This is a genomic window from Nonomuraea sp. NPDC048881, from assembly GCF_040649795.1.
In the GTDB taxonomy this organism is placed as follows: Bacteria; Actinomycetota; Actinomycetes; order Streptosporangiales; family Streptosporangiaceae; genus Nonomuraea.
Window position 1 is genome coordinate 484,494 of sequence record NZ_JBEZGC010000007.1, and the last position, 23,251, is coordinate 507,744.

23 protein-coding genes are annotated in these 23,251 nt (G+C 73.2%); 17 read left to right on the top strand and 6 right to left on the bottom strand.

Features of this window, described 5'->3' with window-relative positions; genetic code table 11:
* From AB0C33_RS27100 to AB0C33_RS27110, 3 genes are read left to right on the top strand one after another with little or no spacing between them, the layout of a single operon-like run.
* Complete coding sequence (locus AB0C33_RS27100; RefSeq protein ID WP_358292713.1) at positions 1–1,110, top strand: phosphotriesterase; 1,110 nt, start codon at positions 1–3, stop codon at positions 1,108–1,110.
* Entirely contained in the window at positions 1,107–2,177 is a 1,071-nt protein-coding gene (locus AB0C33_RS27105; RefSeq protein WP_358292716.1) for an aryldialkylphosphatase, read from the top strand. The genes AB0C33_RS27100 and AB0C33_RS27105 overlap by 4 nt, the downstream gene beginning before the upstream one ends.
* Before the next feature lie 11 nt (positions 2,178–2,188).
* Positions 2,189–3,196, top strand: a complete 1,008-nt coding sequence (locus AB0C33_RS27110) for an alpha/beta hydrolase (protein WP_358292719.1) — start codon at positions 2,189–2,191, stop codon at positions 3,194–3,196.
* An 88-nt stretch (positions 3,197–3,284) separates the two neighbouring features.
* Here AB0C33_RS27110 and AB0C33_RS27115 read toward each other — a convergent pair whose 3' ends face one another.
* Entirely contained in the window at positions 3,285–4,256 is a 972-nt protein-coding gene (locus AB0C33_RS27115) for an alpha/beta hydrolase (protein WP_358292722.1), read from the bottom strand.
* A 113-nt stretch (positions 4,257–4,369) separates the two neighbouring features.
* Here AB0C33_RS27115 and AB0C33_RS27120 point away from each other — a divergent pair, with 113 nt between their 5' ends.
* Positions 4,370–4,846 (top strand): hypothetical protein, encoded by a 477-nt coding sequence (locus AB0C33_RS27120; protein ID WP_358292725.1) that lies wholly within the window; start codon positions 4,370–4,372, stop codon positions 4,844–4,846.
* A 93-nt stretch (positions 4,847–4,939) separates the two neighbouring features.
* Here the strand turns inward: AB0C33_RS27120 and AB0C33_RS27125 are convergent, their stop codons facing one another.
* The 5 genes from AB0C33_RS27125 to AB0C33_RS27145 all read right to left on the bottom strand — a co-directional run bounded on the left by AB0C33_RS27125 (position 4,940) and on the right by AB0C33_RS27145 (position 10,268).
* A complete protein-coding gene (locus AB0C33_RS27125; RefSeq protein ID WP_358292728.1) occupies positions 4,940–6,103 on the bottom strand; it encodes an FAD-dependent monooxygenase in 1,164 nt (387 codons plus the stop codon).
* Between the two features lie 90 nt (positions 6,104–6,193).
* Positions 6,194–6,730 carry a hypothetical protein gene (locus AB0C33_RS27130; RefSeq protein WP_358292730.1) on the bottom strand — a complete coding sequence of 179 codons (537 nt, stop codon included), beginning with the start codon at positions 6,728–6,730 and terminating at the stop codon, positions 6,194–6,196.
* Positions 6,731–6,800: 70 nt separating this feature from the next.
* Positions 6,801–7,526 carry a helix-turn-helix transcriptional regulator gene (locus AB0C33_RS27135; RefSeq protein WP_358292732.1) on the bottom strand — a complete coding sequence of 242 codons (726 nt, stop codon included), beginning with the start codon at positions 7,524–7,526 and terminating at the stop codon, positions 6,801–6,803.
* Positions 7,527–7,656: 130 nt separating this feature from the next.
* Complete coding sequence (locus AB0C33_RS27140) at positions 7,657–8,931, bottom strand: phytase (RefSeq protein WP_358292734.1); 1,275 nt, start codon at positions 8,929–8,931, stop codon at positions 7,657–7,659.
* Positions 8,932–9,098: 167 nt separating this feature from the next.
* Positions 9,099–10,268, bottom strand: coding sequence for an ABC transporter substrate-binding protein (locus tag AB0C33_RS27145; protein WP_358006489.1), 1,170 nt, complete (start codon positions 10,266–10,268; stop codon positions 9,099–9,101).
* A gap of 237 nt (positions 10,269–10,505) precedes the next feature.
* On the opposite strand from AB0C33_RS27145, the gene AB0C33_RS27150 reads away from it, so the two are divergent.
* The 13 genes from AB0C33_RS27150 to AB0C33_RS27210 form a co-directional block, all read left to right on the top strand.
* Positions 10,506–11,477, top strand: coding sequence for a Gfo/Idh/MocA family oxidoreductase (locus tag AB0C33_RS27150; RefSeq protein WP_358292737.1), 972 nt, complete (start codon positions 10,506–10,508; stop codon positions 11,475–11,477).
* On the top strand, positions 11,474–12,316 hold the full coding sequence (locus AB0C33_RS27155; protein ID WP_352352762.1) for a TIM barrel protein: 843 nt from the start codon (positions 11,474–11,476) through the stop codon (positions 12,314–12,316). Before AB0C33_RS27150 ends, AB0C33_RS27155 begins: the two co-directional genes overlap by 4 nt.
* Positions 12,313–13,278: a 5-dehydro-2-deoxygluconokinase gene (gene iolC, locus AB0C33_RS27160; protein WP_358292740.1), complete on the top strand. Its 966-nt coding sequence runs from the start codon at positions 12,313–12,315 to the stop codon at positions 13,276–13,278. The genes AB0C33_RS27155 and iolC overlap by 4 nt, the downstream gene beginning before the upstream one ends.
* The gene (locus AB0C33_RS27165) at positions 13,271–14,182 is read left to right on the top strand and encodes a deoxyribose-phosphate aldolase (RefSeq protein WP_352324729.1); all 912 of its coding nucleotides are present in this window, start codon (positions 13,271–13,273) and stop codon (positions 14,180–14,182) included. The genes iolC and AB0C33_RS27165 overlap by 8 nt, the downstream gene beginning before the upstream one ends.
* A complete protein-coding gene (gene iolD, locus AB0C33_RS27170) occupies positions 14,179–16,017 on the top strand; it encodes a 3D-(3,5/4)-trihydroxycyclohexane-1,2-dione acylhydrolase (decyclizing) (protein WP_358292743.1) in 1,839 nt (612 codons plus the stop codon). Before AB0C33_RS27165 ends, iolD begins: the two co-directional genes overlap by 4 nt.
* Positions 16,017–16,997, top strand: coding sequence for an inorganic phosphate transporter (locus AB0C33_RS27175; RefSeq protein ID WP_358292745.1), 981 nt, complete (start codon positions 16,017–16,019; stop codon positions 16,995–16,997). Before iolD ends, AB0C33_RS27175 begins: the two co-directional genes overlap by 1 nt.
* On the top strand, positions 16,994–17,647 hold the full coding sequence (locus tag AB0C33_RS27180; RefSeq protein WP_358292747.1) for a DUF47 family protein: 654 nt from the start codon (positions 16,994–16,996) through the stop codon (positions 17,645–17,647). Before AB0C33_RS27175 ends, AB0C33_RS27180 begins: the two co-directional genes overlap by 4 nt.
* 20 nt (positions 17,648–17,667) lie before the next feature.
* Positions 17,668–19,494 (top strand): iron ABC transporter permease, encoded by a 1,827-nt coding sequence (locus AB0C33_RS27185; RefSeq protein ID WP_352324733.1) that lies wholly within the window; start codon positions 17,668–17,670, stop codon positions 19,492–19,494.
* Positions 19,495–20,592 (top strand): ABC transporter ATP-binding protein, encoded by a 1,098-nt coding sequence (locus tag AB0C33_RS27190; RefSeq protein WP_358292749.1) that lies wholly within the window; start codon positions 19,495–19,497, stop codon positions 20,590–20,592. It begins immediately after the preceding gene.
* Entirely contained in the window at positions 20,589–21,353 is a 765-nt protein-coding gene (locus AB0C33_RS27195) for an HAD-IA family hydrolase (RefSeq protein WP_358292752.1), read from the top strand. Before AB0C33_RS27190 ends, AB0C33_RS27195 begins: the two co-directional genes overlap by 4 nt.
* Positions 21,344–22,177 (top strand): inositol monophosphatase family protein, encoded by an 834-nt coding sequence (locus AB0C33_RS27200; RefSeq protein ID WP_358292755.1) that lies wholly within the window; start codon positions 21,344–21,346, stop codon positions 22,175–22,177. Before AB0C33_RS27195 ends, AB0C33_RS27200 begins: the two co-directional genes overlap by 10 nt.
* Positions 22,174–22,956 carry a Cof-type HAD-IIB family hydrolase gene (locus AB0C33_RS27205; protein ID WP_358292757.1) on the top strand — a complete coding sequence of 261 codons (783 nt, stop codon included), beginning with the start codon at positions 22,174–22,176 and terminating at the stop codon, positions 22,954–22,956. Before AB0C33_RS27200 ends, AB0C33_RS27205 begins: the two co-directional genes overlap by 4 nt.
* Positions 22,953–23,251 (top strand): aldehyde dehydrogenase family protein (locus tag AB0C33_RS27210; protein ID WP_358292760.1); only part of this gene is annotated, 299 nt, incomplete at its 3' end. The genes AB0C33_RS27205 and AB0C33_RS27210, both read left to right, overlap by 4 nt.

Sequence of the window (23,251 nt, forward strand, 5' to 3'; positions counted from 1 at the left end):
GTGTCCACCACCGATGCCACGGTCGTGGCCGTCACCGGCGAGGTCCCAGCGGCCTCGCTGGGCGCGGTCCTGCCGCACGAGCACCTGCTGAGCGACTTCGCCCCGCCCGACGACACGCCCGAGTCCTGGGCGCGTACCGGCCGCACCCGTCCCATGGCGGCCGGCGCCCTGTGGCTCTACCGCGCGCCGCTGACGATGGACCTGCTCGGCGAGATCGGCATGGGCGCCGTCAACCGGGACGACCTGCTGCTCGGCGACGCGGGCCTGGCCGCCGCCGAGCTGGCCGCGTTCCGGGAGGCCGGCGGCGGCACGGTGGTGGACCTGACGACCGACGGGCTCGGCCGCGACCCGGCCGGGCTGCGCCGGCTCGCCGAGAAGACCGGCGTGACCGTCGTCATGGGCTGCGGCCGTCACCACCCCACCCGGACCGCCATCCCCGCCGCCCGGGACGCCGCCGCACCGACCTCGGCCCGGGACGCCGCCGCGCCGGCCGAGGAGTTGACCGAGGAGCTGGTCCGCGACCTCACCGAGGGCGTGCGCGGGGTGCGGGCCGGCATCATCGGCGAGCTGGCCGCGCTCGACCCCGGCGTGCCCGCCGAGCGCGCGCTCCTGGTCGCCGCGGCCCGCGCGGCGGCGGCCACCGGCGCCGCCGTCTCGCTGGCCCGCAACGAGGACCCGGCCGTCCAGCAGCGCGTCCTCGACCTGCTCGCCGAGGAGGGCGCGGACCTCACGCGGGTGGCCGTCGGCCACTGCGACGCGCTCTCCCCGCGGCCCGACGACCTCGAACCGCTGCTCGGGCGCGGCGTCTTCGTGCAGTTCGACCAGCTCGGCAGGCTGCCCACCGCGCTCAGCGTCTCCGACGACCAGGACGTCGCCGCGGCCGTGCTCGAACTCGCCCGCCGCGGCCACGCCGGACGCCTCCTGCTGTCGCAGGGCGTACGGGCCAAGTCCCAGCTCCTCGCCTACGGCGGCGGCGGGTACGCCTTCGTCCTGCGGCAGTTCGTGCCGTACCTGAGGATGCTCGGAGCCGACGACGAGCTGATCGAGACCGTCACCGTGCGCAACCCGAGGCGGCTGCTCACGCTCCGGACCGAGGAGGCGGGCTCGTGAGCCGCTACCCCTTCCCCATCCCCGATCTGGCCGGGCAGGCGCTCACCGTCGCCGGCCCGGTGGACCCGGCGCTGCTCGGGCAGACGTCCATGCACGAGCACATCTTCATCGACCTGCGCAGGCCCGCCCGGTCCCGCCGGCCCGGCGAGGACGCGCCGGCGGCGGCCGAGCCGCTCACCCTGGCCAACCTCGCCCGCACCCGCCACGGCGGGCCGAACGCCGACAACGACCTGCTGGGCGACTTCGACGAGATGCTCGCCGAGACCCTCGCCTTCGCCCACAGCGGCGGGCGCACCATGGTCGAGGTCTCGCCCATCGGACTCGGCCGCGACCCCGAGGCGCTGCTGCGGCTGTCCCGGGCCACCGGGATGCACATCGTCATGGGCGGCGGCTGGTACACCCCGGCGTTCCACCCGGCCGACATGGACGAGCGCACCGTGGACGACCTGGCCGACGTCATCGTGCGCGACGTCGTGCTCGGGGCCGACGGCACCGGCGTGCGCGCGGGCGTCATCGGCGAGGTCGGCGCGGAGTCGGTGCCGCTGACCGGCGGCGAGCTCAAGAGCGTGCGGGCCGCCGGACGGGCCGCCCGCGTCACCGGCGCGCCGGTCACCTTCCACGTCGGCGGCGTCGGCGAGGAGAAGTTCCGGGTGCTCGACATCCTCCAGGAGGAGGGCGTCGCCCCCGGCAACGTCGTCCTGGGCCACTGCATGGACGTCCTGTCCGGCCCCGGGTTCGCCGAGCGGCTGCTGGCCCGCGGCGTCTTCGTCGAGTTCGACTTCCTGGCCGCGCCGGGCAGCCCGTGGGGGCACCTGGTCCTGGGCAGCGACCACAAGGTGCTGCGCGGCATCGCCGACCTGGTCGAGCGCGGGTACGCGGGCCAGATCGTGCTCGGCCACGACGTGTGCCAGAAGATCCAGCTCAAGCGGTACGGCGGCAAGGGCTACGACTACATCCCGCGGCACTTCCTGCCCGCCCTGCGCCGCCTCGGCGTCAGCCCCGAGGCCATCCACATGATCATGGTCGAGAACCCGGCACGGGCGCTCGCCTTCGCAGAACCGCAGTGACCAGGAGAACCATGCCCCCCACCCCCGTGCCTCCAACTCCCGCGCCCCCCGTCCCCGTGCCCTTCGACCCGGCCCTGGCCGTGGTCCTGGACGGCATGCCCCGGCCGGACGGCCCCGCCCCCACCCTGGAGACCATCCCGCTGATGCGCGCCGCCGGGGCGGCCATGCCCATGCCGCCGGTCGCCGAGGTGATCGGCGACCGCGAGATCGACGCCGAGGAGCTGCTCGTCCCCGGCCCGGCCGGCGCGCCGGACCTGGAGGTCACGGTGCTGCGCCCGCGCCGCCTGCGGGCCCCGGTCCCCGGGCTGTACAACATCCACGGCGGCGGCATGATCACCGGCCATCGGGCCATGGACACGCCGCGCCTGGTCGCGCTCGTCGAGGAGCTGGGCGTCGTCGCCGTCAACGTCGAGTACCGCCTGGCCCCCGAGCACCCCCACCCGGCGCCGGTCGAGGACTGCTACGCCGGGCTGGCCTGGATGTCGCGGCACGCCGCCGAGCTCGGCGTGGATCCCGGGCGGGTGGTGGTCATGGGCGGCAGCGCCGGCGGCGGCCTGGCGGCCGGGGTCGCCCTGCTGGCCCGCGACCGGGGCGGCCCGCGCCTGGCCGGCCAGCTCCTGCTGTGCCCGATGCTGGACGACCGCAACACCACCGTCTCCAGCCACCAGTACGACGGCCTCGGCACCTGGCCGCGCGCCCTTAACGTGCTGGGCTGGCGGGCACTGCTCGGCGAGCGGGCCGGCGACCCGGACGCCGACGTGCCCTGTCACGCGGCCCCGGCGCGGGCGGCCGACCTGTCGGGGCTGCCGCCCGCGTTCGTCGAGGCGGGGGCCGCCGAGCTGTTCCGTGACGAGGACGTCGCGTACGCCACGCGGATCTGGGCGGCCGGCGGGCAGGCCGAGCTGCACATCTGGAACGGCGCCTTCCACGGGTTCGACATCTTCGCGCCGGACCACGAGATCACCCGCGCCGCCCTCGCCACCCGCCTCTCCTGGCTCCACCGCATCCTCACCCCCTGACCCCACACCGTCCCCCGCGTCGTGCGGAAGGCGTCCGGGGTGGTGGGGGAGGGTGAGGTGCCCACGGCCCTCCGATCCGGCAGACGGGTCAGATGCCCAGGGTGCGTTGCAGCCAGGAGTGTTTGGCTTCCTGGGCGGCGCGGGAGACGCGGGCGCCTGGGGTGCCGGTGAAGCCGTGGTGGCCGCCGGCCCACACGTGCAGTTCCGCCTGGCCGCCGGTCGCCCAGATGCGGCCGGCGAACTCGACCGCCTCGTCCCGGAACACCTCGGCCGCCCCGACCTCGACGAAGACCGGCGGCAGCCCCGACAGGTCGGCCGCCCGCGCCGGGACCTCGTGCGGCAGCACGTCCGGGCCGCCGCGCCGGTCGCCGAGCAGGGCGGTCCAGGCGGTGTCGTTGTTGTTGCGGTCCCAGGCGCCGATGCCGTCGTACTGGAGGCTCGACACGGTCGAGTTCCGGTCGTCGATCATGGGCGCGCCGACGTAGAGCCCGGCGGCGGCGGGGCCGTTCCGGTCGCGGGCCATGATGCCGACGGACGCGGTGAGCCCGCCGCCCGCGCTGAAGCCGGACACGAGCAGCCGCCCCGGGTCGAACCCCAGCTCCTCGGCGTGTCCGGCGGTCCAGACGAAGCCCGCGTAGCAGTCCTCGGCCGCCGCCGGGGCCGGGTTCTCCGGGGCGAGCCGGTACTCGACCGTCACCCCGACCATGCCGTGCTCCAGGGCCGCCTGGATCAGGCCCTCGATGCCGAAGAAGCGGGTGCCGAGGATCATCCCGCCGCCGTGGATCTCGTACACGGCCGCGGCGCCGGGCGCGGGACCGCCCTTGGGACGGACGACCGTGAGCGTGACGTCGGGAGCGCCCTCGGGGCCGGGCACGTCCACGTCCCACCACTCGACGGGACGGCCGGCGACGATCGTCTCCATGGGCGGGATGAGCTCGGCGAAGATCTCGCGGTTGCGCTGGATGGTGTCCGCGCGCAGCGGAACGCTCTCGACCGCCGCCAGGAACGCCGCGAGACCTTCCGCCAGCTCAGGGTCGTAGGGAACGGGGACGTAGCTCATCGTGCCGCCTCTCGGAGCCGAACGGACGGCTTAAAGTCTACGAGCGTAGAAGCGGTCTGTCCTGATATACACGGGTACGCGATCAGTCCGACCATGCCCCCAAGGAGAAGACCATGGTGAAGAGACTCCTCGAAGCGACCCCGTTACGCGCGGGGGTCGTCGCCGCCGTCGCGCTGACCGGCACACTGCTGACCTCCGCCCCGGCCGGCGCCGCCACGGCGGGCCTGCAGGCCGCGGCCGTCCAGACCTCCTCGGCCGTCCAGGAGGCGGCCTCCCGCCCGGCCAACGGCCGGATCGTCTACGACCGTCTCAGCGGCGGCCGCGGCGTACTCAAGATCAAGAACGGCACGTCGAAGGACGGCGTCGTCACCATCGTCAAGGGCCGGACCAAGGCGATCAGCGTCTACGTCCGCGCGCGGTCCACGGCCCGCATCCGGGACGTCCGGGACGGCACGTACCGCATCTTCTTCACCACCGGTTACCGGTTCAGCGTGTCGAAGGGTCGCTTCACCAGGGGGCGACGTACCAGAAGTTCAACGACCGGCTGCGCTTCCGCACGACCTCGACGCAGTACACCATCTGGACGCTGACCCTGAACCCGATCAAGGGCGGCAACGCCCGCACCAGCCCCGTGAACCCCAAGGACTTCCCCTGATCGGGGCCTGAGCGGGCGCGCCTCCCGGTCAGTCCTTGCCGGAGCCGCCGAACCCACCGAAAAAGCTGAGAACGCGGTCGACCCGGACGTACATCCGGGGCGGCAGGTGCGGCAGCACCCGGGAGTGCCGCTGGCCGAGCAGCGCGATGAACTCGACCGGCGAGAGGTCGATGTAGCGCGTCAGGCTCTCGTACCACTGGGCGCTGAGGCGGGCCGACTTCTGGTGCGGGCGGATCGCCTTGCGGCGTTCGCGGTCGTAGCGGGCGAGGGCGGCCGGGAGCTCCGGCTCCTGGTTCAGCGCGTTGACCAGGAAGGCGGCGTCCCCGAAGGCCAGGGCGGTGCCCGCGCCGATGGAGTAGTGGGTGGTGTGCGCGGCGTCACCGAGCAGGACGAGGTCGTCGTGGTACCACGTGCGGTTGGTCAGCGTGCGGAAGTTCAGCCAGTACGCGCTGCCGTCGGTGTGCGCCCGTCCGATCAGCGGATGGCCGTCCAGGACGTCGGCGAAGATCTTCTCCAGCAGCGCCAGGCCGTCGGGCGCGGCGGCCTGGTCGAGGCCGAGCCCCTTCCAGGTCTCGGGGGAGCACTCGACGACGCACGTGCTGTGGTCTCCGCTGTAGACGTAGCAGTAGCACCAGATCCAGCCGTGCGGGGTCTCGGAGAAGGCGAAGGTGAAGGCGTCGAAGACCTTCGTGGTGCCGAGCCAGATGTAGTGGTTGCGGCCGACCGCGATCTCGGTGCCGAAATGCTCGGCGTGCGGCTCGCGCAGCGTGCTGTTGATGCCGTCACCGGCCACGACCAGGTCGGCGTCGAGCTCCTCCCGGGAGGCGATCTCGCGGCCGTGCTCGACGTGCACGCCCAGGGAGCGGGCGCGGTCGGCCAGGATGTCGAGCAGGCGGTGGCGGCAGATGCCGAAGCCCTCGTCGGACTCGGTGAGCGTCACCGTCGCGCGGTCCTGGATGTGGGTGACCCAGCTGTCCCAGCGGATCGAGTTCTCCCTGATGACGTCCGCCGACTCCGGGTCGGCGGCGCGCAGGTTCTTGAGCAGGTCGTCCCAGTAGGTCACGCCCCAGCCGTAGGTGGTCCCGGCCGGGTTGCGCTCGTAGACGGCGACCTCGTGGGACGGGTCGACCCGCTTCATCAGGATCGAGAAGTACAGGTTGGCGGGCCCACCGCCGACGCAGGCGACCTTCACACTAGCTCCCCTAGCGACAGAAAGTAATCAATTCAGCACAGAGAGTATCAGAGGGTCTGTGCCGGGGGAGAAGGCGCGCCCGCCGGACGGTCAGGCCGCCGCCCGCGCCGTACCGCGCAGGCCGAGGGTGAGGCTGCCGGCCAGCAGCACGACGCCGGACAGCACCCCGCTGACGACCGGCACCCACGCCACCGCGGGCGTGGCGGCCAGGACGAGCCCGCCGGCGCCGAGCAGCGTGAGCGCGACGCCCGGCACGGCGATGCTCCAGTCCTTCCAGATCGGCGCCAGCGCGACGAAGTGCACGCCCACCACGAAGGCCACCCACGCCACGTTCCCCTCCTCGGGCCGCCCGAGCGCGGCCAGCACCCGCAGCCCGCCGAACAGCAGGACCGCCTCGGCCACGACCACGGCCAGGTAGCCGGGCCCGAACATGCCCCGCCGACCGGCCGCGGCGGGACGTTCCGCGCGCACGGCACGGAACCACATCGCCAGCACGCCCGCCGCCGCCAGGCACGCGGCGGCCCGCAGCAGGTTCGCGGTCACGGAGCCGAGCGGGCCGTGCGCGTTGACGACGACGAACACCGCGCCGAACACCGCGCCGACCAGCAATCCAGTCATTTTCTGCATGACGTCCATCGAAGCGCCCGCCGCGGCCCGCCCGCACGGGTGCTGGGACGAGAACGAGGTAGCCCTGGCCCTACCTCGCCACGCCGCGCAGGTAGGCCAGCACCGCCAGCACCCGCCGGTTGGCGTCGTCGGTCGCGGGCAGGCCGAGCTTGACGAACACGGAGGCCACGTGCTTGCCGACGGCCGCCTCCGTGATCGACAGGGCGCGGGCCACGGCGCCGTTGGAACGGCCCTCCGCGATCAGCGCCAGCACCTCCCGCTCGCGCGGCGAGAGCCGGTGGGCCGGCTCGGTGACCTCCCTGGCCCGCGCCCACGACAGCTCGAACAGGTCGATGAGGGTGGCGATCAGCCCCTGCTGCCTGATCATCAGCGCGCCCGGCGTGTAGGCGATCGGGGTGATCCGGACGAACGCCACGGACCGGTCGAAGATGAGGAGCTGCTGGATGGGTTCGTCGATGACCCGGTGCAGGTCGCCGGCGGCGTGCAGCTCCTGGATGCGGGCCGCCTTGCGCGGGTCGTCCAGCACGCTCGAATGGACGATCGTGCGCATCGACAGGCCCTCCCGCAGGGCGTCCAGCACGGTACGGCGGCTGCGCTGCTCGTCGCGGCCCTGCTCGCGCGAGCCCACCGGGTGCATGGCCCGCAGCTCGGCCGACGACCGGGTGGCGCGCAGGATCTGCCGGCGGACGAGCTCGGGGTCCTCCAGCCGCTCGACGTCGACGGGGATGCCGCGCAGCTCGCCGACCACCTCTTCCAGGCGGCGGGCGAGGTGGTCAAGCGACTGGCTCTCGGTCACGCTCCTCCTCCGCACGCGCACCCCATTCTCCCCGCCCCGCGAAGGGATGCCCAAATCGGCGAAGGGGCGCCGTCCGGCTGGACGGCGCCCCGGTTCGCGGGACCGCTGGGCGGCGGTGATCAGGCGATGATCAGTCGCGCGGGTCCCAGCCGTCGGTGTCCACGTCCAGGTCCAGCTCGTCGGCGATGTCGCCCCAGTCGGCGAACTTGAAGTTGGTGTTCTCCCGGTCCGCCGTGGCCGGCGTGTTCACGCCGTCGTGGGCGATGAACATGCCCTCGTCGAACTCGCCCAGCGGCACGTTGAGCACGGTCGAGCCGTCGCTCACCTCCGAGCCGTCGATGCCGTTCGCCTCGCCGATCCGGAACTGGCCGAGGTAGGCGTTGGAGCCCTCCCTGCGGTAGACGGCGAAGGTGTTGTCGCCCTGGCTGGAGGCCAGCAGGTAGCCCTTGCCGTCCTCGCGGTAGTAGATGGTCAGGCCCTCGGCGTCCGCGGTGAGGTGCGTGCCGCCGTAGCCGGGGTCGGCGCCGGGGGTGCACTCCTCGGTCGCGGGGTCGTAGGTGCCCGGGACGCCGTACTCGCGGACCTTGTCCACCAGGACGGGCGTGCCGGTGAGGTCGGCGCGCATCCGCCAGATGCCGACGTCCTCCTGGGCGGCGTAGAGGACGTCCCGCTCCTGGTCCACGACCATGCCCTCGACCTGCGCCTGCTCGTCCGGCTCAAGGCAGGGGGACCAGGTCTGGCCGTTCGGCAGGGTGAAGGAGCCCGGCAGGGTCAGCGTCCGCACGAGCTGGTAGCCGATCTTGCCGCCCGGCTTGGCGAGCAGCTTGACCAGGCCGACCGAGGTCTTGTGCCGGCGGCTGACCAGCGCGTACGTGCCGGTGGAGTCCTTCCAGGCGGTCAGGCCGTAGGCCGTCTCGGCGTCGTTGACCTGCTGCTGCGTCGTGTTGAACACGAACGGCGCGGCCGGGTCGGTCACGTCGGTGAGGTGGCCGTGCGAGATGGCGTAGATGCGCAGCATGTCCCGGCCGCGGTCGGAGACGATCGCCAGGTCCCTGCCGCCGAAGCCGTAGGCGACATCGACGTTGTTGAAGCGGCCCGCCTCGTCGTCAGGTCCGGGGGCGGCGGGCGCCGGCAGGTGCTGGAGCTGCTGCCCGTCGAGGTCGTAGACGTACAGGCCGCCCTTCTTGGCGGTGGCGATCACCACGCTGTCCTCGGAGTCGGACGGGTCGACCCAGATCGCCGGGTCGTCGCCGTTGGCGTCGCCGCCGGCCTCGTCGTCGTAGAGGGAGGGGGTCTCGACGTCGGGGTACACGGTCGCCACGCCGGCACCGGCCGCGGGTACGGCGATCCCGCCCAACACGGTCAACATCAGGGCTGCCAGGGAGAGCCTGGACAGGGGACGCATTGCGCCTCCTCGTTCGGGGTGTTGATGTTGTCCCAAAACGTAACGACCAGTTAACAAGAAATCAATAGGTCGTCCTTATGTCAGGACATTAGGTGTTGCACGGATGCCAGGACATGCCGACGCGCCCGGCCGGGGATCCTCCCGGCCGGGCGGTGCGACGGTGCGCGCTAGCTGCGGTTGACGCGCCAGAAGTCCGACATGGCCTGGCGGTTCTGCAGGTCGCCGAGCAGGCCCTTGGGGTCGGTGTGGAAGAGCTGGCCCTGCCAGTCCGACAGGCCGGGCGGGGTGACCATCGGCTTGACCGTGCTGTTGCCCGAGACGCCGCCCTCGCCGATCTCGTGCTTGACGCCTTCCTCGGTCATGATGAAGTGCACGAACAGCTTGGCCGCGTTGGGGTGCTTGCTCTTGGTGGCGATCGCCGCGTACTTGGGGTAGCTGAAGCCGGTGAAGGGGGTCATCCCCTCGCAGGCGGCCTGGTGGTAGCCCTTGTCCTCGTTGTTGCGGAACTTCGAGATCGACATGAAGCCGATCTTCTTGTCCGTGGCGGCCGGCGCGCCCACGGCGGCGGAGATGTCCTCGTCGGAGCCGGTCAGCACCGGCTTGTTGAGCGACAGGCGCTTGATCCACTCCTGTGCGGCGCTCTTCTCCTCGGTCTTCAGCGGCTTGCCGTACTTGGCCTGGTAGGCCTGTTCGAGCGCCTGGTTGCCGTACGCGTCGAGCTGGGTGAAGAACGACAGCACGGTCGGCTTGCCCAGCGGGTCCTGCATCACCAGCTTGCCGGACCACTCCGGATCGGTCAGGTCCCAGACGTTCTTCACCGGGCAGCCGCCGGGGGAGAGCTTGGTGTTGTAGCCGAAGACCGTCGCCTTGGAGAGGGCGAGCAGCGGGTTCTGGTTCTCGGCGGGGATCTGGTCCTTCAGGTCGCCGGGGATCCACGTCTGGGTGACGCCCTGCGGCGCGAGCTGGCCGACCAGGACGCCGCCGTCCTCGTACATGGCCGCGTCGATGGTGACGTTGTCGGCGGCGTGCTCCCTGGTCATCTTCTCGGCCGTCTGCGGGGTGTCCGACTTCACCCCCTCCATGGCGATGCCGTACTTCGCGGTGAACGCCTTGGCCACTTCCTCGATGTCGCCGCTGGAGTCGTAGACCAGGACGCTGCCTTCCTTCTTCGCCGCGGCGACCAGCGCCTCCAGGTCGAAGTTCGCATCGAGCGACGGGCCGGGCAGCGCCTTGGCCGTCGCCGCCGCCGACGGTCCTCCGCCTGCGGTGGAGGGCGCGCACGCCACGGCGGCGGACGCCAGCAACGCCATGGAGATGATCTTCCCGGTACGCCTCATGATGGCGTCACTCCTCTTGCCTCTCGGATTCGCAAGGCGCCGCGCCAGCCCCGACCGGCGCCATTGTGTGCTCACGATGAACGTCACGTGAATAATTTGTCAAGACATTCTTACGTGGAGATCCCGCCATGGCCTGCCCGCCCAGCTACGACAGTTCATCCTTATGTCAGGACAAAGTCTTGACGGTTCATCTCCTGTTCATCTAGAACTGGAGGCCCCCCTGGATGAGGAGCGATCATGCGTGTGGGTCTGCTGGGCCTTGGACGTATAGGCATGTTCCATGCCACCACCCTGTCCGCCTTGGTTGACGAGCTCGTCGTGTCCGACGTGGACACGGCGAGGGCGGAGGAGGTGGCCCGGCGGCTCGGCGCCCGGACCGGCGATCCCTTCGACGCGGACGCGGTGGTGCTCGCGACGCCGACCTCCGCCCACGCCGAGGGCCTGCTGAGGGCGTGCGAGCGCGGAGTGCCGGCGTTCTGCGAGAAGCCGGCCGCGCCGACCGTCAAGGAGACGCTGCGGGTGGCCGAGGCCGTCGAACGGGCCGGGATCGGCGTGCACATCGGCTTCCAGCGCCGCTTCGACGCCGGCTACCGGGCCGCCCGCGAGGCGCTGCTGGCGGGCGAGCTCGGCGAGTTGCACCGCGTGCACATGCTGACCGGCGACCCGGCGCCGCCGCCCGCCGAGTACGTCGCCCAGTCCGGCGGCATCTTCCGCGACTGCCACATCCACGACTTCGACATCCTGCGCTGGGTCACCGGCCGCGAGGCGGACGTCGTCCAGGCGGTCGGCGCCAACCGCGGCGATCCGTACTTCGCCGCCGCCGAGGACGTGGACAACAGCGCCGCCCTGATCGTCATGGACGACGGCACGCTGGTCACCCTGCAGGGCTCCCGCTACAACGGCGCCGGCTACGACGTGCGCATGGAGCTGGCCGGCACGCTCGGCACCCGCGCCGTCGGGCTCGGCGACCGCACCCCGCTGCGCTCGGCCGAGGGCCTGAACCCGGACGGGCCGCCGTGGCCGGACTTCCAGACCAGGTTCGAGGACGCCTACGTCGCCGAGATGGGCGCGTTCCTGTCGATGGCCAGGGGCGAGAGCGAGAGCCCCTGCACCGTCCGCGACGCCCTGGCCGCCCTCTACCTGGCCGAGGCCGCCGACCTGGCGCGCCGCGAGGGCCGTCCGGTGCGCGTGCTGGAGGTGGCCAAGTGAGGATCGCCGCCGCACCCATCTCCTGGGGCGTGTGCGAGGTGCCCGGATGGGGACACCAGCTCACCGCCGACCGCGTGCTCGCCGAGATGGCCGAGCTGGGCCTGACCGCCACCGAGCTGGGCCCCGACGGCTTCCTGCCCGCCGACCAGGACCTGCTCGGCCGGTACGGGCTGCGCGCCGTGGGCGGATTCGTCCCAGCGGTCCTGCACGACCCCGCCCACGACCCGCTGCCCGCCCTCCGCGCCACCTGGGCCGCCTTCGACCCGGACGTGGTCGTCGTGCTGGCCGCCGCCACCGGCGCCGACGGCTACGACGCCCGTCCCGAGCTGGACGACACCGGCTGGCGCACCCTGCTCGGCAACCTCGACCGCGCCTTCCACGAGGCCAAGGGCGACGGCCGCGCGCTCACCCTGCACCCTCACGTCGGCACCATGGTCGAGACCGGCCAGGAGGTGGACCGGGTGCTCGGCGGCAGCGCCGTCCCGCTCTGCCTGGACACCGGCCACCTGCTCATCGGCGGCGGCGACCCGCTGGAGCTGGTCACCCGCGTCCCCGAGCGGATCGCCCACGTGCACCTGAAGGACGTCGACGCCGCGCTCGCCGCCCGCGTCCGGGCCGGCGAGCTGACCTACACCGACGCCGTCCGCGCCGGGATCTACCGCCGGCTCGGCCGCGGCGACGTGGACGTCCGGGGCATCGTCGAACGCCTGACCGCCGCCGGCTACGACGGCTGGTACGTCATGGAGCAGGACGTCGTCCTCGACGCCGAACCCCCGGCGGGCGCCGGCCCGGCCGACGACGTGCGGGCGGGCGTGGCCTTCCTGCGGGGCCTGGCGTGAGCGCCCTCGACGTGCTGACGATGGGCCGCGTCGGCGTGGACGTCTACCCGCTCCAGACCGGCGTGTCGCTGCGGCACGTGGAGACGTTCGGCAAGTACCTGGGCGGCAGCCCCACCAACGTGGCCGTGGCCGCCGCCCGCCTGGGCCACTCCAGCGCGGTGATCACGCGGACCGGCGACGACCCGTTCGGCGCGTTCGTCCGCGACGCGCTGCGCTCCTACGGCGTGGACGACCGCCTGGTCGGCGCCGTGCCCGGCCGGCCGACGCCGGTCACGTTCTGCGAGATCAGGCCGCCGGACGACTTCCCGCTCTACTTCTACCGCCAGGACGCGCCCGACCTGGAGATCGCGCCCGGCGACCTCGACCTGGCGGCCGTCACCGGGGCGCGGCTGTTCTGGGCCACCGTGACCGGCCTGTCGGCCGAGCCGTCCCACGCCGCCCACCTGGCCGCCTGGCAGGCCCGCGGGCGCGCCCGGCACACCGTGCTCGACCTGGACTACCGGCCCATGTTCTGGGCCGACGCGGCCACCGCCCGCGAGCGGGTGCGCGAGGCGCTCGCGCACGTCACCGTCGCGGCCGGCAACCTCGACGAGGTCGAGGTGGCCACCGGCACCCGCGACCCGCGCGCGGCCGGCGAGACCCTGCTGGAGCTGGGTGTCGAGCTGGCCATCGTCAAACAGGGCGCGGACGGCGTGCTCGGCATGACCGCCACGGAGGCCGTACGGGTGCCGCCCGTCCCGGTCGAGGTGGTCAACGGGCTCGGCGCCGGCGACGCCTTCGGCGGCGCGCTCTGTCACGGCCTGCTCGAAGGCTGGCCGCTCGAACGCACCCTGCGCTTCGCCAACGCCGCGGGCGCGATCGTCGCCGGACGCCTGGCCTGCGCGCCCGCGATGCCCACGGCGGACGAGGTCGAGGCCGTCCTGTCCGCCACCCTCTCGGAAGGAGCCGTCACGCATGCGTGAGCAGGACTACCGCCGGCTGCTCGACCAGCGCGCCTGGCAGCCGGAGCGCGTCGCCGAGGCGGCGGCCGCCCGCCGGCGCCGGCCCCTCAGGAACGGCAGGGAGCAGCTGCTCATCATCGCCGCCGACCATCCGGCCCGCGGCGCCCTCGGTGTGGCCGGCCACCCGATGGCCATGCGCAGCCGCGCCGACCTGCTCGACCGGCTCATGACCGCCCTGGCCAGGCCCGGCGTGGACGGCCTGCTGGCCACCCCCGACATCGTCGAGGACCTGCTGCTGCTCGGCGCGCTCGACGACAAGATCGTCATCGGCTCGATGAACCGCGGCGGCGTGCACGGCTCGGTGTTCGAGTTCGACGACCGCTTCACCGCCTACGACGCCCCCACCATCGCCGCGATGGGCCTGGACGGCGGCAAGATGTTGTGCCGGATCGCGCTGGAGGACAGCGCCACCGCCGCCACCCTGGCCAGCTGCGGCCAGGCCGTCACCGACCTGGCCAGGCACGGCCTGATGGCGATGGTCGAGCCGTTCTGGTCCAGGCGGCAGGACGGCGTGGTGCGGCACGACCTGTCGCCCGAGGCCGTGATCCACGCCATCAGCGTCGGCCAGGGCCTCGGCGCGACCTCCGCCCGCACCTGGCTCAAGATCCCGGTCGTGCCGGAGATGGAACGCGTCGTGGAGTCCACCACCCTGCCCGTGCTGCTGCTGGGCGGCGACTCCGGCCAGGACGCCGGCGAGATGTACGACTCCTGGCGCAAGGCGCTGCGCCTGCCCGGCGTCCGCGGCCTGGTAGTCGGCCGGGCGCTGCTCTACCCGCCGGACGGGGACGTGGGCGCCGCCGTGGACACCGCGCTCGGCCTGCTGGAGGGCGGCGTGCCCGACCTCGTGCAAGGAGGTGCCTCATGAGGCTGACCACGGCTCAGGCGCTGACCCGCTTCCTGGCCGCCCAGTGGTCGGAGCGCGACGGCGTCGAGCAGCGGCTGATCGCCGGCGTGCTCGGGATCTTCGGCCACGGCAACGTCGCGGGCGTCGGCCAGGCGCTGGCCGAGCAGGGCGCGGGCACGGGCGACGCGCTGCCGTACTACCTGGCCCGCAACGAGCAGGCCATGGTGCACACGGCCGTCGGCTACGCCCGCACCCGCGCGCGGCTGTCCACCTTCGCCTGCACGACGTCCATCGGGCCCGGCGCCACCAACCTGGTCACCGGCGCGGCGCTGGCCACCATCAACCGGGTGCCGGTGCTGCTGCTGCCCGGCGACGTCTTCGCCACCCGCGCCCCCGGCACGGTGCTGCAGGAGCTGGAGGACCCCCGGTCCTACGACGTGTCGGTCAACGACTCGCTGCGCCCGGTGTCGCGCTTCTTCGACCGGATCAACCGGCCCGAGCAGCTCCCGGCCGCGCTGCTGGCGGCGATGCGGGTGCTCACCGACCCCGCCGAGACGGGCGCGGTCACGCTCGCGCTGCCCCAGGACGTGCAGGCCGAGGCCTACGACTGGCCCGAGGAGCTGTTCGCCCGGCGGGTCTGGCACGTTCCCCGCCCGGTCCCGGAGCCGGCCGCGCTGGCCAGGGCGAAGGAGCTGCTGCGCGGCTCCCGCAGGCCGCTGATCGTGGCCGGCGGCGGCGTCAGGTACAGCGGGGCGTGGGCCGAGCTGACCCGCTTCGCCGAGAACCACGGCGTGCCGGTGGGCGAGACGCAGGCGGGCAAGGGCGCGCTGCCGTACGACCATCCCTGCGCGGCCGGCGCGATCGGCCACACCGGCACCGACGCGGCCAACACCCTGGCCCGCGAGGCCGACCTGGTCATCGGCGTCGGCACCCGCTACACCGACTTCACCACCGCCTCCAGGACGCTGTTCGGGCAGGCCGCCTTCCTCAACGTCAACGTCACCGCCTTCGACGCGGCCAAGAACGCGGGCGCCACGCTCGTCGCCGACGCCCGCGAGGCCCTGCGCGCCCTCGACGACGTGGACTGGCGGGCCGACCCCGAATGGACCCACCGGGCCGCCGCCCTGGCCGCCGCCTGGCAGTCGGAGATCGGCCACACCTACGCGGGCGCCGAGCTCACCCAGCCCGTCCTGCTCGGCATCCTCAACGAGGTCGCCGAAGGCGGCGTGGTGGTCAACGCGGCCGGCTCGATGCCGGGCGACCTGCACCGCCTCTGGCGGCCCGCCGACCCCGAGCAGTACCACGTCGAGTACGGCTACTCGTGCATGGGCTACGAGATCGCCGGCGGCCTCGGGGTGAAGCTGGCCGCGCCGGAACGCGAGGTGTTCGTGCTGGTCGGCGACGGGTCGTACCTGATGATGGCGCAGGAGATCGCGACCGCCGTGCAGGAGCGGATCAAGCTGGTGATCGTCCTGGTGGACAACCGGGGCTTCGCCTCCATCGGCAACCTCAGCGAGTCGGTGGGCGCCCGGCGGCTCGGCACCGCGTACCGCACCCGCGGCCCCGGCGGCGAGCTGGACGGCGACCCCCTGCCGGTGGATCTCGCCGCCAACGCCGCCAGCCTGGGCGCCGACGTGCTGCGCGCCGACGGCCCCGAGTCGCTGCGGGCCGCCCTGGTCAAGGCCAGGGAGTCGGCCAGGACCACCGTCGTGTACGTCGAACCCGTCCCAGGCGGCGGCCCCGGCGCGCAGGCCTGGTGGGACGTGCCGGTCGCGCAGGTGTCCGGCCTGCCCGAGGTCAGGGCCGCGCGCGAGCGCTACGACGAGGCCAAGCGCGACCAGCGGCTCTACCTCTGATGGGCTGGACGCTGGCCTTCGCCGCGGTGGCCGTCCTGTTCGTGCTGATCAGCGGGGCCAACGACGGCGCCACGCTGATCGGCCTCGGCCTGCGCTTCCCGCGCACGCCCGGCTGGCTGGCCGCCGCGCTGCTGGTGGCGGTCCTGTTCGCCGGGCCGTACGTGCTGGGCGTCGCGGTCGCGCGGACCTTCACCGAAGGGCTCGCGGGGCTCGACTCGGGCAGCGGCGCGGCCGTGTTCCTGGCCGGCGTGGTGATCGCCGTCGTGGTGGTGGCGGCGCTGACCGGCAGAGGGCTGCCCACCAGCCTGACGCTGGCGGTGATCGGCGGCATCGCGGGCGCCGGGCTCGGCGCCGGGCTGCCGGTGGCCTGGCCGAGCCTGATCACCGTGCTGGCGATCGGGGCGTGCGCGCCGCTGGTCGGGCTGGCGCTCGGCTACCTGCTGGGCACCGCGTCACGGCGGGTGCCGTCCTCGCGCCGGATGCCGGGGCTGGTGCTGGCCGCCCACCTGGTGGCGTACGCGGCCCAGTGCCTGGCCTACGCCGTCAACGACGGCCAGAAGATGATCGCCGTGGTGAGCGTCGCCGTGGACGTCGGCCGCAACGGGCTCGGCCGGGTCGGGCCCGTCCAGCTCTCGCCGGGGTGGATGGCCGTGCTGGTGGCGCTGTTCCTGGCCGGGGCGCTGACCACGCTGCCCCGGGTGGGCGGGCGGGTCGGCCGCGGCCTGGTCATCACCCGGCCGCTGCACGTGCTGTCGGCCGAGACGGCAGCCACCGGCGCCGTCCTCGGCAGCTCGGCCCTGGGCAGCCCGGTGAGCATGACCCAGTCCGTGACCGCCGGGGTCGTCGGCGTGGTGGCAAGCGAAGGAAGCAGGAGGGTGCGATGGCAAGGAGTGCTGAACATGGGTACGGCGTGGCTGGTCACGCTGCCGTCGTCCATGGCCCTGGGCGCCCTGGCCGGGCTCGGCCTGAGGCTGCTGTGAGCGGCGGACGGCCCCGCCGGCTCGCCCGCGCCTGGGACGAGCTGCGCGGCCGGTCCGGACGGCGGGTGATCGACCTCATCCGCGGCCAGGTCGCCGTGGCCAGGGAGGGCGCCGTGCTGGCCCGCTCGGCCGCCTCGGGCACGACCGGCCAGGCCGCCGCCCGCGCCCGCATGGCCGAGGTCGAGCACGAGGGCGACGCCGCCCGCGCCGAGCTCGTCCGGACGCTGAAACGGGTGCTGGCCACCCCCATCGACAGGGAGGACCTGTTCCGGCTCTCCCGCTCGATCGACGACGTGCTGGACCAGTTACGCGACTTCGTCCGCGAGGCCGACCTGTTCGGGCCCGCCGACCTCACCTTCGCCGCCGAGCCGCTGGGCGCCGTCATCGACGGCCTGGACCAGCTCGAACAGGCCCTGCTGAAGATCACCGGCGATCCCGGCTCGGTCACCGTGGCCGTGCTCGCCACCCGCAAGTCCCGCAGCCGCGTCCGCCAGCTCCACCAGGCCCGGCTCACCGAGCTGTTCGCCGGCCCGCTGGACATGGACACCCTGCGCGAACGCGAGCTGCTCTCCCGCCTGGACGCCGTGGGCCGCCGGCTCGGCGAGGCCGCCGACGCCCTCGCCGACGCCATGCTCAAACGAAGCCACTGAAAACCCCCCGAAGGAAGACCATGGCTGTTCTGACCAAGACGGAGCCGCCGCCTCGCCCGCCGAGACGGCGCCGACTCCGCTACCGCCTGCAGGTCCTGCGGCACGACCCGACCGCCGCGCTCGGCCTGATCCTCGTCGTCCTGCTCGCCTACCTCGTCGTCGCCCCCCTGATCGCGGTCCTGTCGGACGCCTTCCGCCTCCAGTTCGGCGACGAGCTGCACGCCGGCCAGCAGCCGGGCGAGTGGACCGGCTACTACCTGTGGCGGGTCTTCCGCTCCCAGATCAGCGGCCTGCTGTTCTGGGGCCCGCTGGTCAACACGCTGGTCGTCGCGGTCGGCACCGTGCTGTTCGCGCTGCTGCTCGGCGGCGGGATGGCCTGGCTGGTGACCCGGACCAACGTGCCCGGCCGCAAGTGGCTGGCCGGGGCGCTGGTGGTGCCGTACATGCTGCCGTCGTGGACGTTCTCGCTGGCCTGGCTGACGCTGTTCAAGAACGAGCGGGCCGGCGGCCAGGTGGGCTTCCTGGAGTCGGCCGGCGTGCGCACCCCCGACTGGCTGGCCTACGGCCCGCTGCCGATCATCGTCACGCTCGGGCTGCACTACTACCCGTTCGTGCTGCTGCTGGTCGGCAACGCGCTGCGCCGGATCGACGTCCAGCTGGAGGACTCGGCCCGGATCCTCGGGGCGCCGCGGCGCGTCGTCGTGCGGCGGATCGTGGTGCCGCTGATGCTGCCCGCGCTCTCCTCGGCCGTACTGCTCGTGGTCGGGCGGGTGCTCGGCACGTTCGGCACCCCGTACGTGCTCGGCCTGCCCGCCGACTACCAGGTGCTGTCCACCGGGCTGTTCCAGTCGATCAGGGACCGCAGCACCGGCGTGGCCTCCGTGCTCGCCACCGTCATCGTGATCATCGGCGTGCTGATCGTCTTCACCGACATGCGGCTGATGCGCGAGCAGCGCAGGTTCGTCACCGTCGGCGGCAAGGGCGCGATGGACCGGCTGGGCGACCTGCGCGGCTGGCGCTGGCCCGCGTTCGCGCTGGGCGCGGTGGTCTTCGTGGTCAGCGTGCTGATCCCGGTGCTCACGCTGCTGCTGTCCACGCTCACCCGCACGCCGCTGGACCTGTCGACCCTGACGCTCGACTACTGGATCGCCGACCGGCTGCCCGGCGCGGTCGGGTTCCCGCACGGCATCCTGCGCGGCTCCGAGCTGTGGCAGGCCGCCTGGAACTCGCTGCGCATCGTCGGCCTGGCCTCGCTGATCTGCGCGGTCGCCGGCCTGCTCATCGGGTACGTCGTGGTCCGCGGCACCGCGCCGCGCATCGCCGGGTTCCTGCGCCAGGTGTCGTTCCTGCCGTACCTCATCCCCGGCATCGCCTTCGCCGCCGCCTCGCTGTCGCTGTTCGCCGTCGCCCGCGGGCCCGTCCCCGCTCTGTACGGGACGACGTTCCTGCTGATCCTGGTCATGGCCGTGACGCACCTGCCGTACAGCTCGCGCTCGGGCATCGCGGCGATGATGCAGCTCGGCCGGGAGCCGGAGGAGGCCGCGCAGATCGCCGGGGCCTCCTGGTGGCACCGGATGCGGCGGATCATCTTCCCGATCCAGAAGGGCGCCCTGGTCACCGGCATCGTGTTGCCGTTCATCTCGGGGCTGAAGGAGCTCAGCATCGTCGTGATGCTGACCACCACCGGCACCCAGCTTCTCACGACGCTCTCCATCGGCCTGGTCGACTACGGATACACGCAGCTCGCCAACGGCGTCGTCCTCATGATCGCTTTGCTCTCCTTCACCATGACTTCCCTGACCCAGCGGCTGACCAAGAGCAGCCTGGCGTCCGGCCTAGGAGGATAGATGCCGAACATCACCTTGAGCGCAGTCTCCAAGAGCTACGGCGGCGGCGACCACGCGGTGAAGAACCTCGACCTCGTGGTCCCCGACGGCGCCTTCATGTGCCTGCTCGGCCCCTCCGGCTGCGGCAAGACCACCACGTTGCGCATGATCGCCGGCCTCGAACAGCCCACCGCGGGCAGCATCGCCGTCGGCGAGCGCGTCCTGGACTCCGTCGAGCAGGGCGTCTACGTCCCGCCCGAGAAGCGGGCGATGGGGCTGGTGTTCCAGAACTACGCGCTCTGGCCGCACCTGTCCGTGCGCGACAACGTGGAGTTCGGGCTGCGCATGCGCAAGGTGCCCGCCCCCGAGCGGCGCGCGCGGGCCGAGGCGGCGCTGAAGATGGTGCACGTCGACGCCGCCATGGACCGCTACCCCTCCCAGCTGTCCGGCGGCCAGCAGCAGCGCGTCGCGCTGGCCAGGATGCTCGCGGTCAACCCGTCCGTGCTGCTGCTGGACGAGCCGCTGTCCAACCTCGACGCCCGGCTGCGGCTGGAGATGCGGGCCGAGCTCAAGCGCATCCACGAGGAGTCCGGCGCGACGATCGTCTTCGTCACCCACGACCAGCTCGAAGCCCTCACCATGGCCACCGACGTCGCCGTCATGAACGAGGGCGAGCTGCAGCAGCTCGCCGCGCCCATGGAGATGTACGAGCGGCCCGCCAACCGGTTCGTCGCCGAGTTCGTCGGCAGCCCGCCGATGGCCATCGTGGACGCCGGACCGGCGCCCGGCGGGCTGGCCGGATCCCTGCTGCGGTTCGTCGAGGCGCGCGGCTCGGGGGTCATCCCGTCCGCCGTCGGCATCCGGCCCGAGGCGCTGCGGCTCGGCACGCCGCCCGCCGCCGCCTGGAGCGAGGAGGCGCTGGTCGAGGCCGTGCTGCCGGCCGGCTCCTCCTGGACGGTACGGCTGCGCGTCCTGGACACCGAGCTGTTCGCCCTGTCGTACACGCCGGTGCGGGCCGCGCCCGGCGACGTGCTGCCCTGCTGGACCGAGCAGCTCCACCTGTTCGGCGCGGACGGCGCCCGCATCTCCTCCTGGGACCGGGCGGAGGTGACCGCGTGATCCGCCCCAAGGCGCTGCTCCTGGACTTCGGCGGCGTGATCGTCGAGACCGCCAAGCGCCCGTCCTGGGCGGCCGAGCTGGCCGCCGAGGTGCACGCCATGCTGGCCAGGACCGGGTTCGACGGCCTGACGGCCGAGGACGTCGAGAGCGACATCCGGGCCGGGGCGCGGGCCGACAAGTACTGGAAGGACTCCACGTCCCGGCAGTTCGCGCCCGAGGAGATGACCCACCGCCGGTTCTGGGCCGAGTTCGTCGCCACCGACTGGCCCGAGCAGGCCCGCACGCTGGTCACCGTCGAGGCGACGCCCCTGTGCAAGCGCATGGGCGAGCTGCGCAGCGACAGGAAGCTGCGCACCGGCATGGCGGAGCTGCTGAACGCCTGCCTGCGCAACGGCGTCGTCCCCGCCGTCGTCAGCAACGCGCTGTGCGGGGCCGTGCACCGCGACTACCTGGCCGGAAGCGGGCTGGAGCACCTGTTCGCCGCGCAGGTCTACAGCGACGAGGTCGGCGTGCGCAAGCCGAACCCCGAGATGATCCTGCTCGCCTGCCGCGCCCTCGGCGTGGACCCGGCCGACGCCTGGTACGTCGGCGACAACTACGACCGGGACGTGATCTGCGGCGCCCGGGCCGGGGCGGGGGCGACCGTCCTGATGGTCTCCGCGAGCACCGACAAGATCCCGTACCGGGTGCGGCAGAGCCCTCAGGCCACGGTCGAGGACCCCCGCGCCCTGCTGACCCTCCTGGAGGAGACATGGACGTGAACACCTCTCGCGAGCTGGCCGCCATCGCGGCCGAGGCGGCCAGGGCGGTCGGCGACCGGCTGCGCGGCGCCTTCCGCTCGCGTCCGGAGATCCAGACCAAGCGCGACTTCCACGACCCGGTGACCGAGCACGACAAGGCGGCCGAGGAGGGCATCCGCGAGGTGCTCGACCGGCTCTGCCCCGACAGCGTCGTGGTGGGCGAGGAGGGCGGCACCAGGGGACAGGGCGCCATCAGCTGGTACGTCGACCCCATCGACGGCACCGCCAACTTCGCCGTCGGCCTGCCGTTCTTCTGCACCTCGATCGCCGCCGCCGTGGACGGCGAGGTGGTGGCCGGGGTGATCTACGACCCGGTGCGCGACGACGAGTTCACCGCCTGGCTCGGCGGGGCCGTCTGCAACGGCGAGCCGCTGCGCAGCGCGGGCGCCCGCGCCGACCGCGAGGCGGTGCTGCTGTCCAGCTATCCCACGCCGCGCGACCTGGCCGAGGACGAGGAGGGCGCGCTGCGCCGCTTCTCCAGGATGACCCAGTCGTTCGCGACCATCCGCCGTCCGGGCAGCGCCGCGCTCAAGCTCGCCCACGTCGCCGCCGGCTGGTCCGACGTCGCGTACGGCACCCGCGTCAACGCCTGGGACGTCGCGGCCGGATCCCTGCTGGTCAGGCAGGCCGGCGGCGTCTACATCCCGCTGTCGGGCAGCGTCTTCGAGCCGGGCGGCTACCTGGCCTGCGTCGGCGGGTTCGACCTGGCCTCCTCGGTGCTGGCCGACGTGGCCGCCGGGGCCGTCAGGGCCGCCGACGTCGCGGGGGCGGGGAGCGCGACGTGATCCGCTGGATCGTGACCGACCTCGACGGCACGCTCGTCGGGCGCGACCTGGCCATGGTGCCCGCCGCCCGGGACGCGCTGCGCCGCTACCGGGCCGCGGGCGGCGAGGTCGTCATCGCCACCGGCCGCATGGAACGCTCGGCCCGCCCCTACTACGACGAGCTGGGTCTGGACGGCCCGGCCATCCTCTACAACGGCGCCCGCACCGTGAACCTGGCGACCGGCGAGGTGCTGCGCTCCCGCCACCTGCCCGCCACCGCCTGGAAGACGCTGCTCGGCCTGTTCGGCGAGCTGCCCGCGGGCGTGTACCCGGTGGCGTTCTCCGGCGGGGAGGCGCTGGCGGTGGACGACGTCCCGGAACTGCGGGACTACGCCCGGCGGGACGGCATCACCCTGCGCGACCCCGGCGACTGGGCGGCGCTGCCCCCCGACGGGATCACCAAGTGCATGCTGATCGGCGACCGCCTCCCGGACCTGGACATCGCGGGCACGGTCACCGTCCGGTCGGAGGCGACGTACCTGGAGGTGCTGCCGGAGGGGGCGACCAAGGGCAGCGCCCTGCGCGAGCTGGCGAAGGCGCGGGGGGTGCCGCTGGAGCAGGTCGCCGCCATCGGCGACAACCCCAACGACATCGACATGATCCAGGCCGCCGGCCTGGGCATCGCGGTCGGCGACGGCCATCCCGACGTCCTGTCGGCCGCGGACGTGGTCTCGCGTCCCTGCGCCGAGGGCGCGCTCGTGGACGCGGTGGAACTGGCACTGGGAGAGGGAGAACGGTGAAGTCGGTCAAGCACTGGATCAACGGCGCCCTGACGGACGGCGGCGACCGGACGGCGGAGATCTTCGACCCGGCCACGGGTGAGGTCGGCGGTCACGTGGCGCTGGCGTCGGTGGCCGAGGTGGACGCGGCGGTGGCCGCCGCGGTGGCGGCCTTCCCGGCCTGGCGGGACGCCTCGCTGATCAAGCGCGGCCGGGTCCTGTTCCGGTTCCGTGAGCTGATGTACGCCCATCGTGACGAGCTGGCCGCGTTGATCTCGGCCGAGCACGGCAAGGTGCATGCGGACGCGTTGGGGGA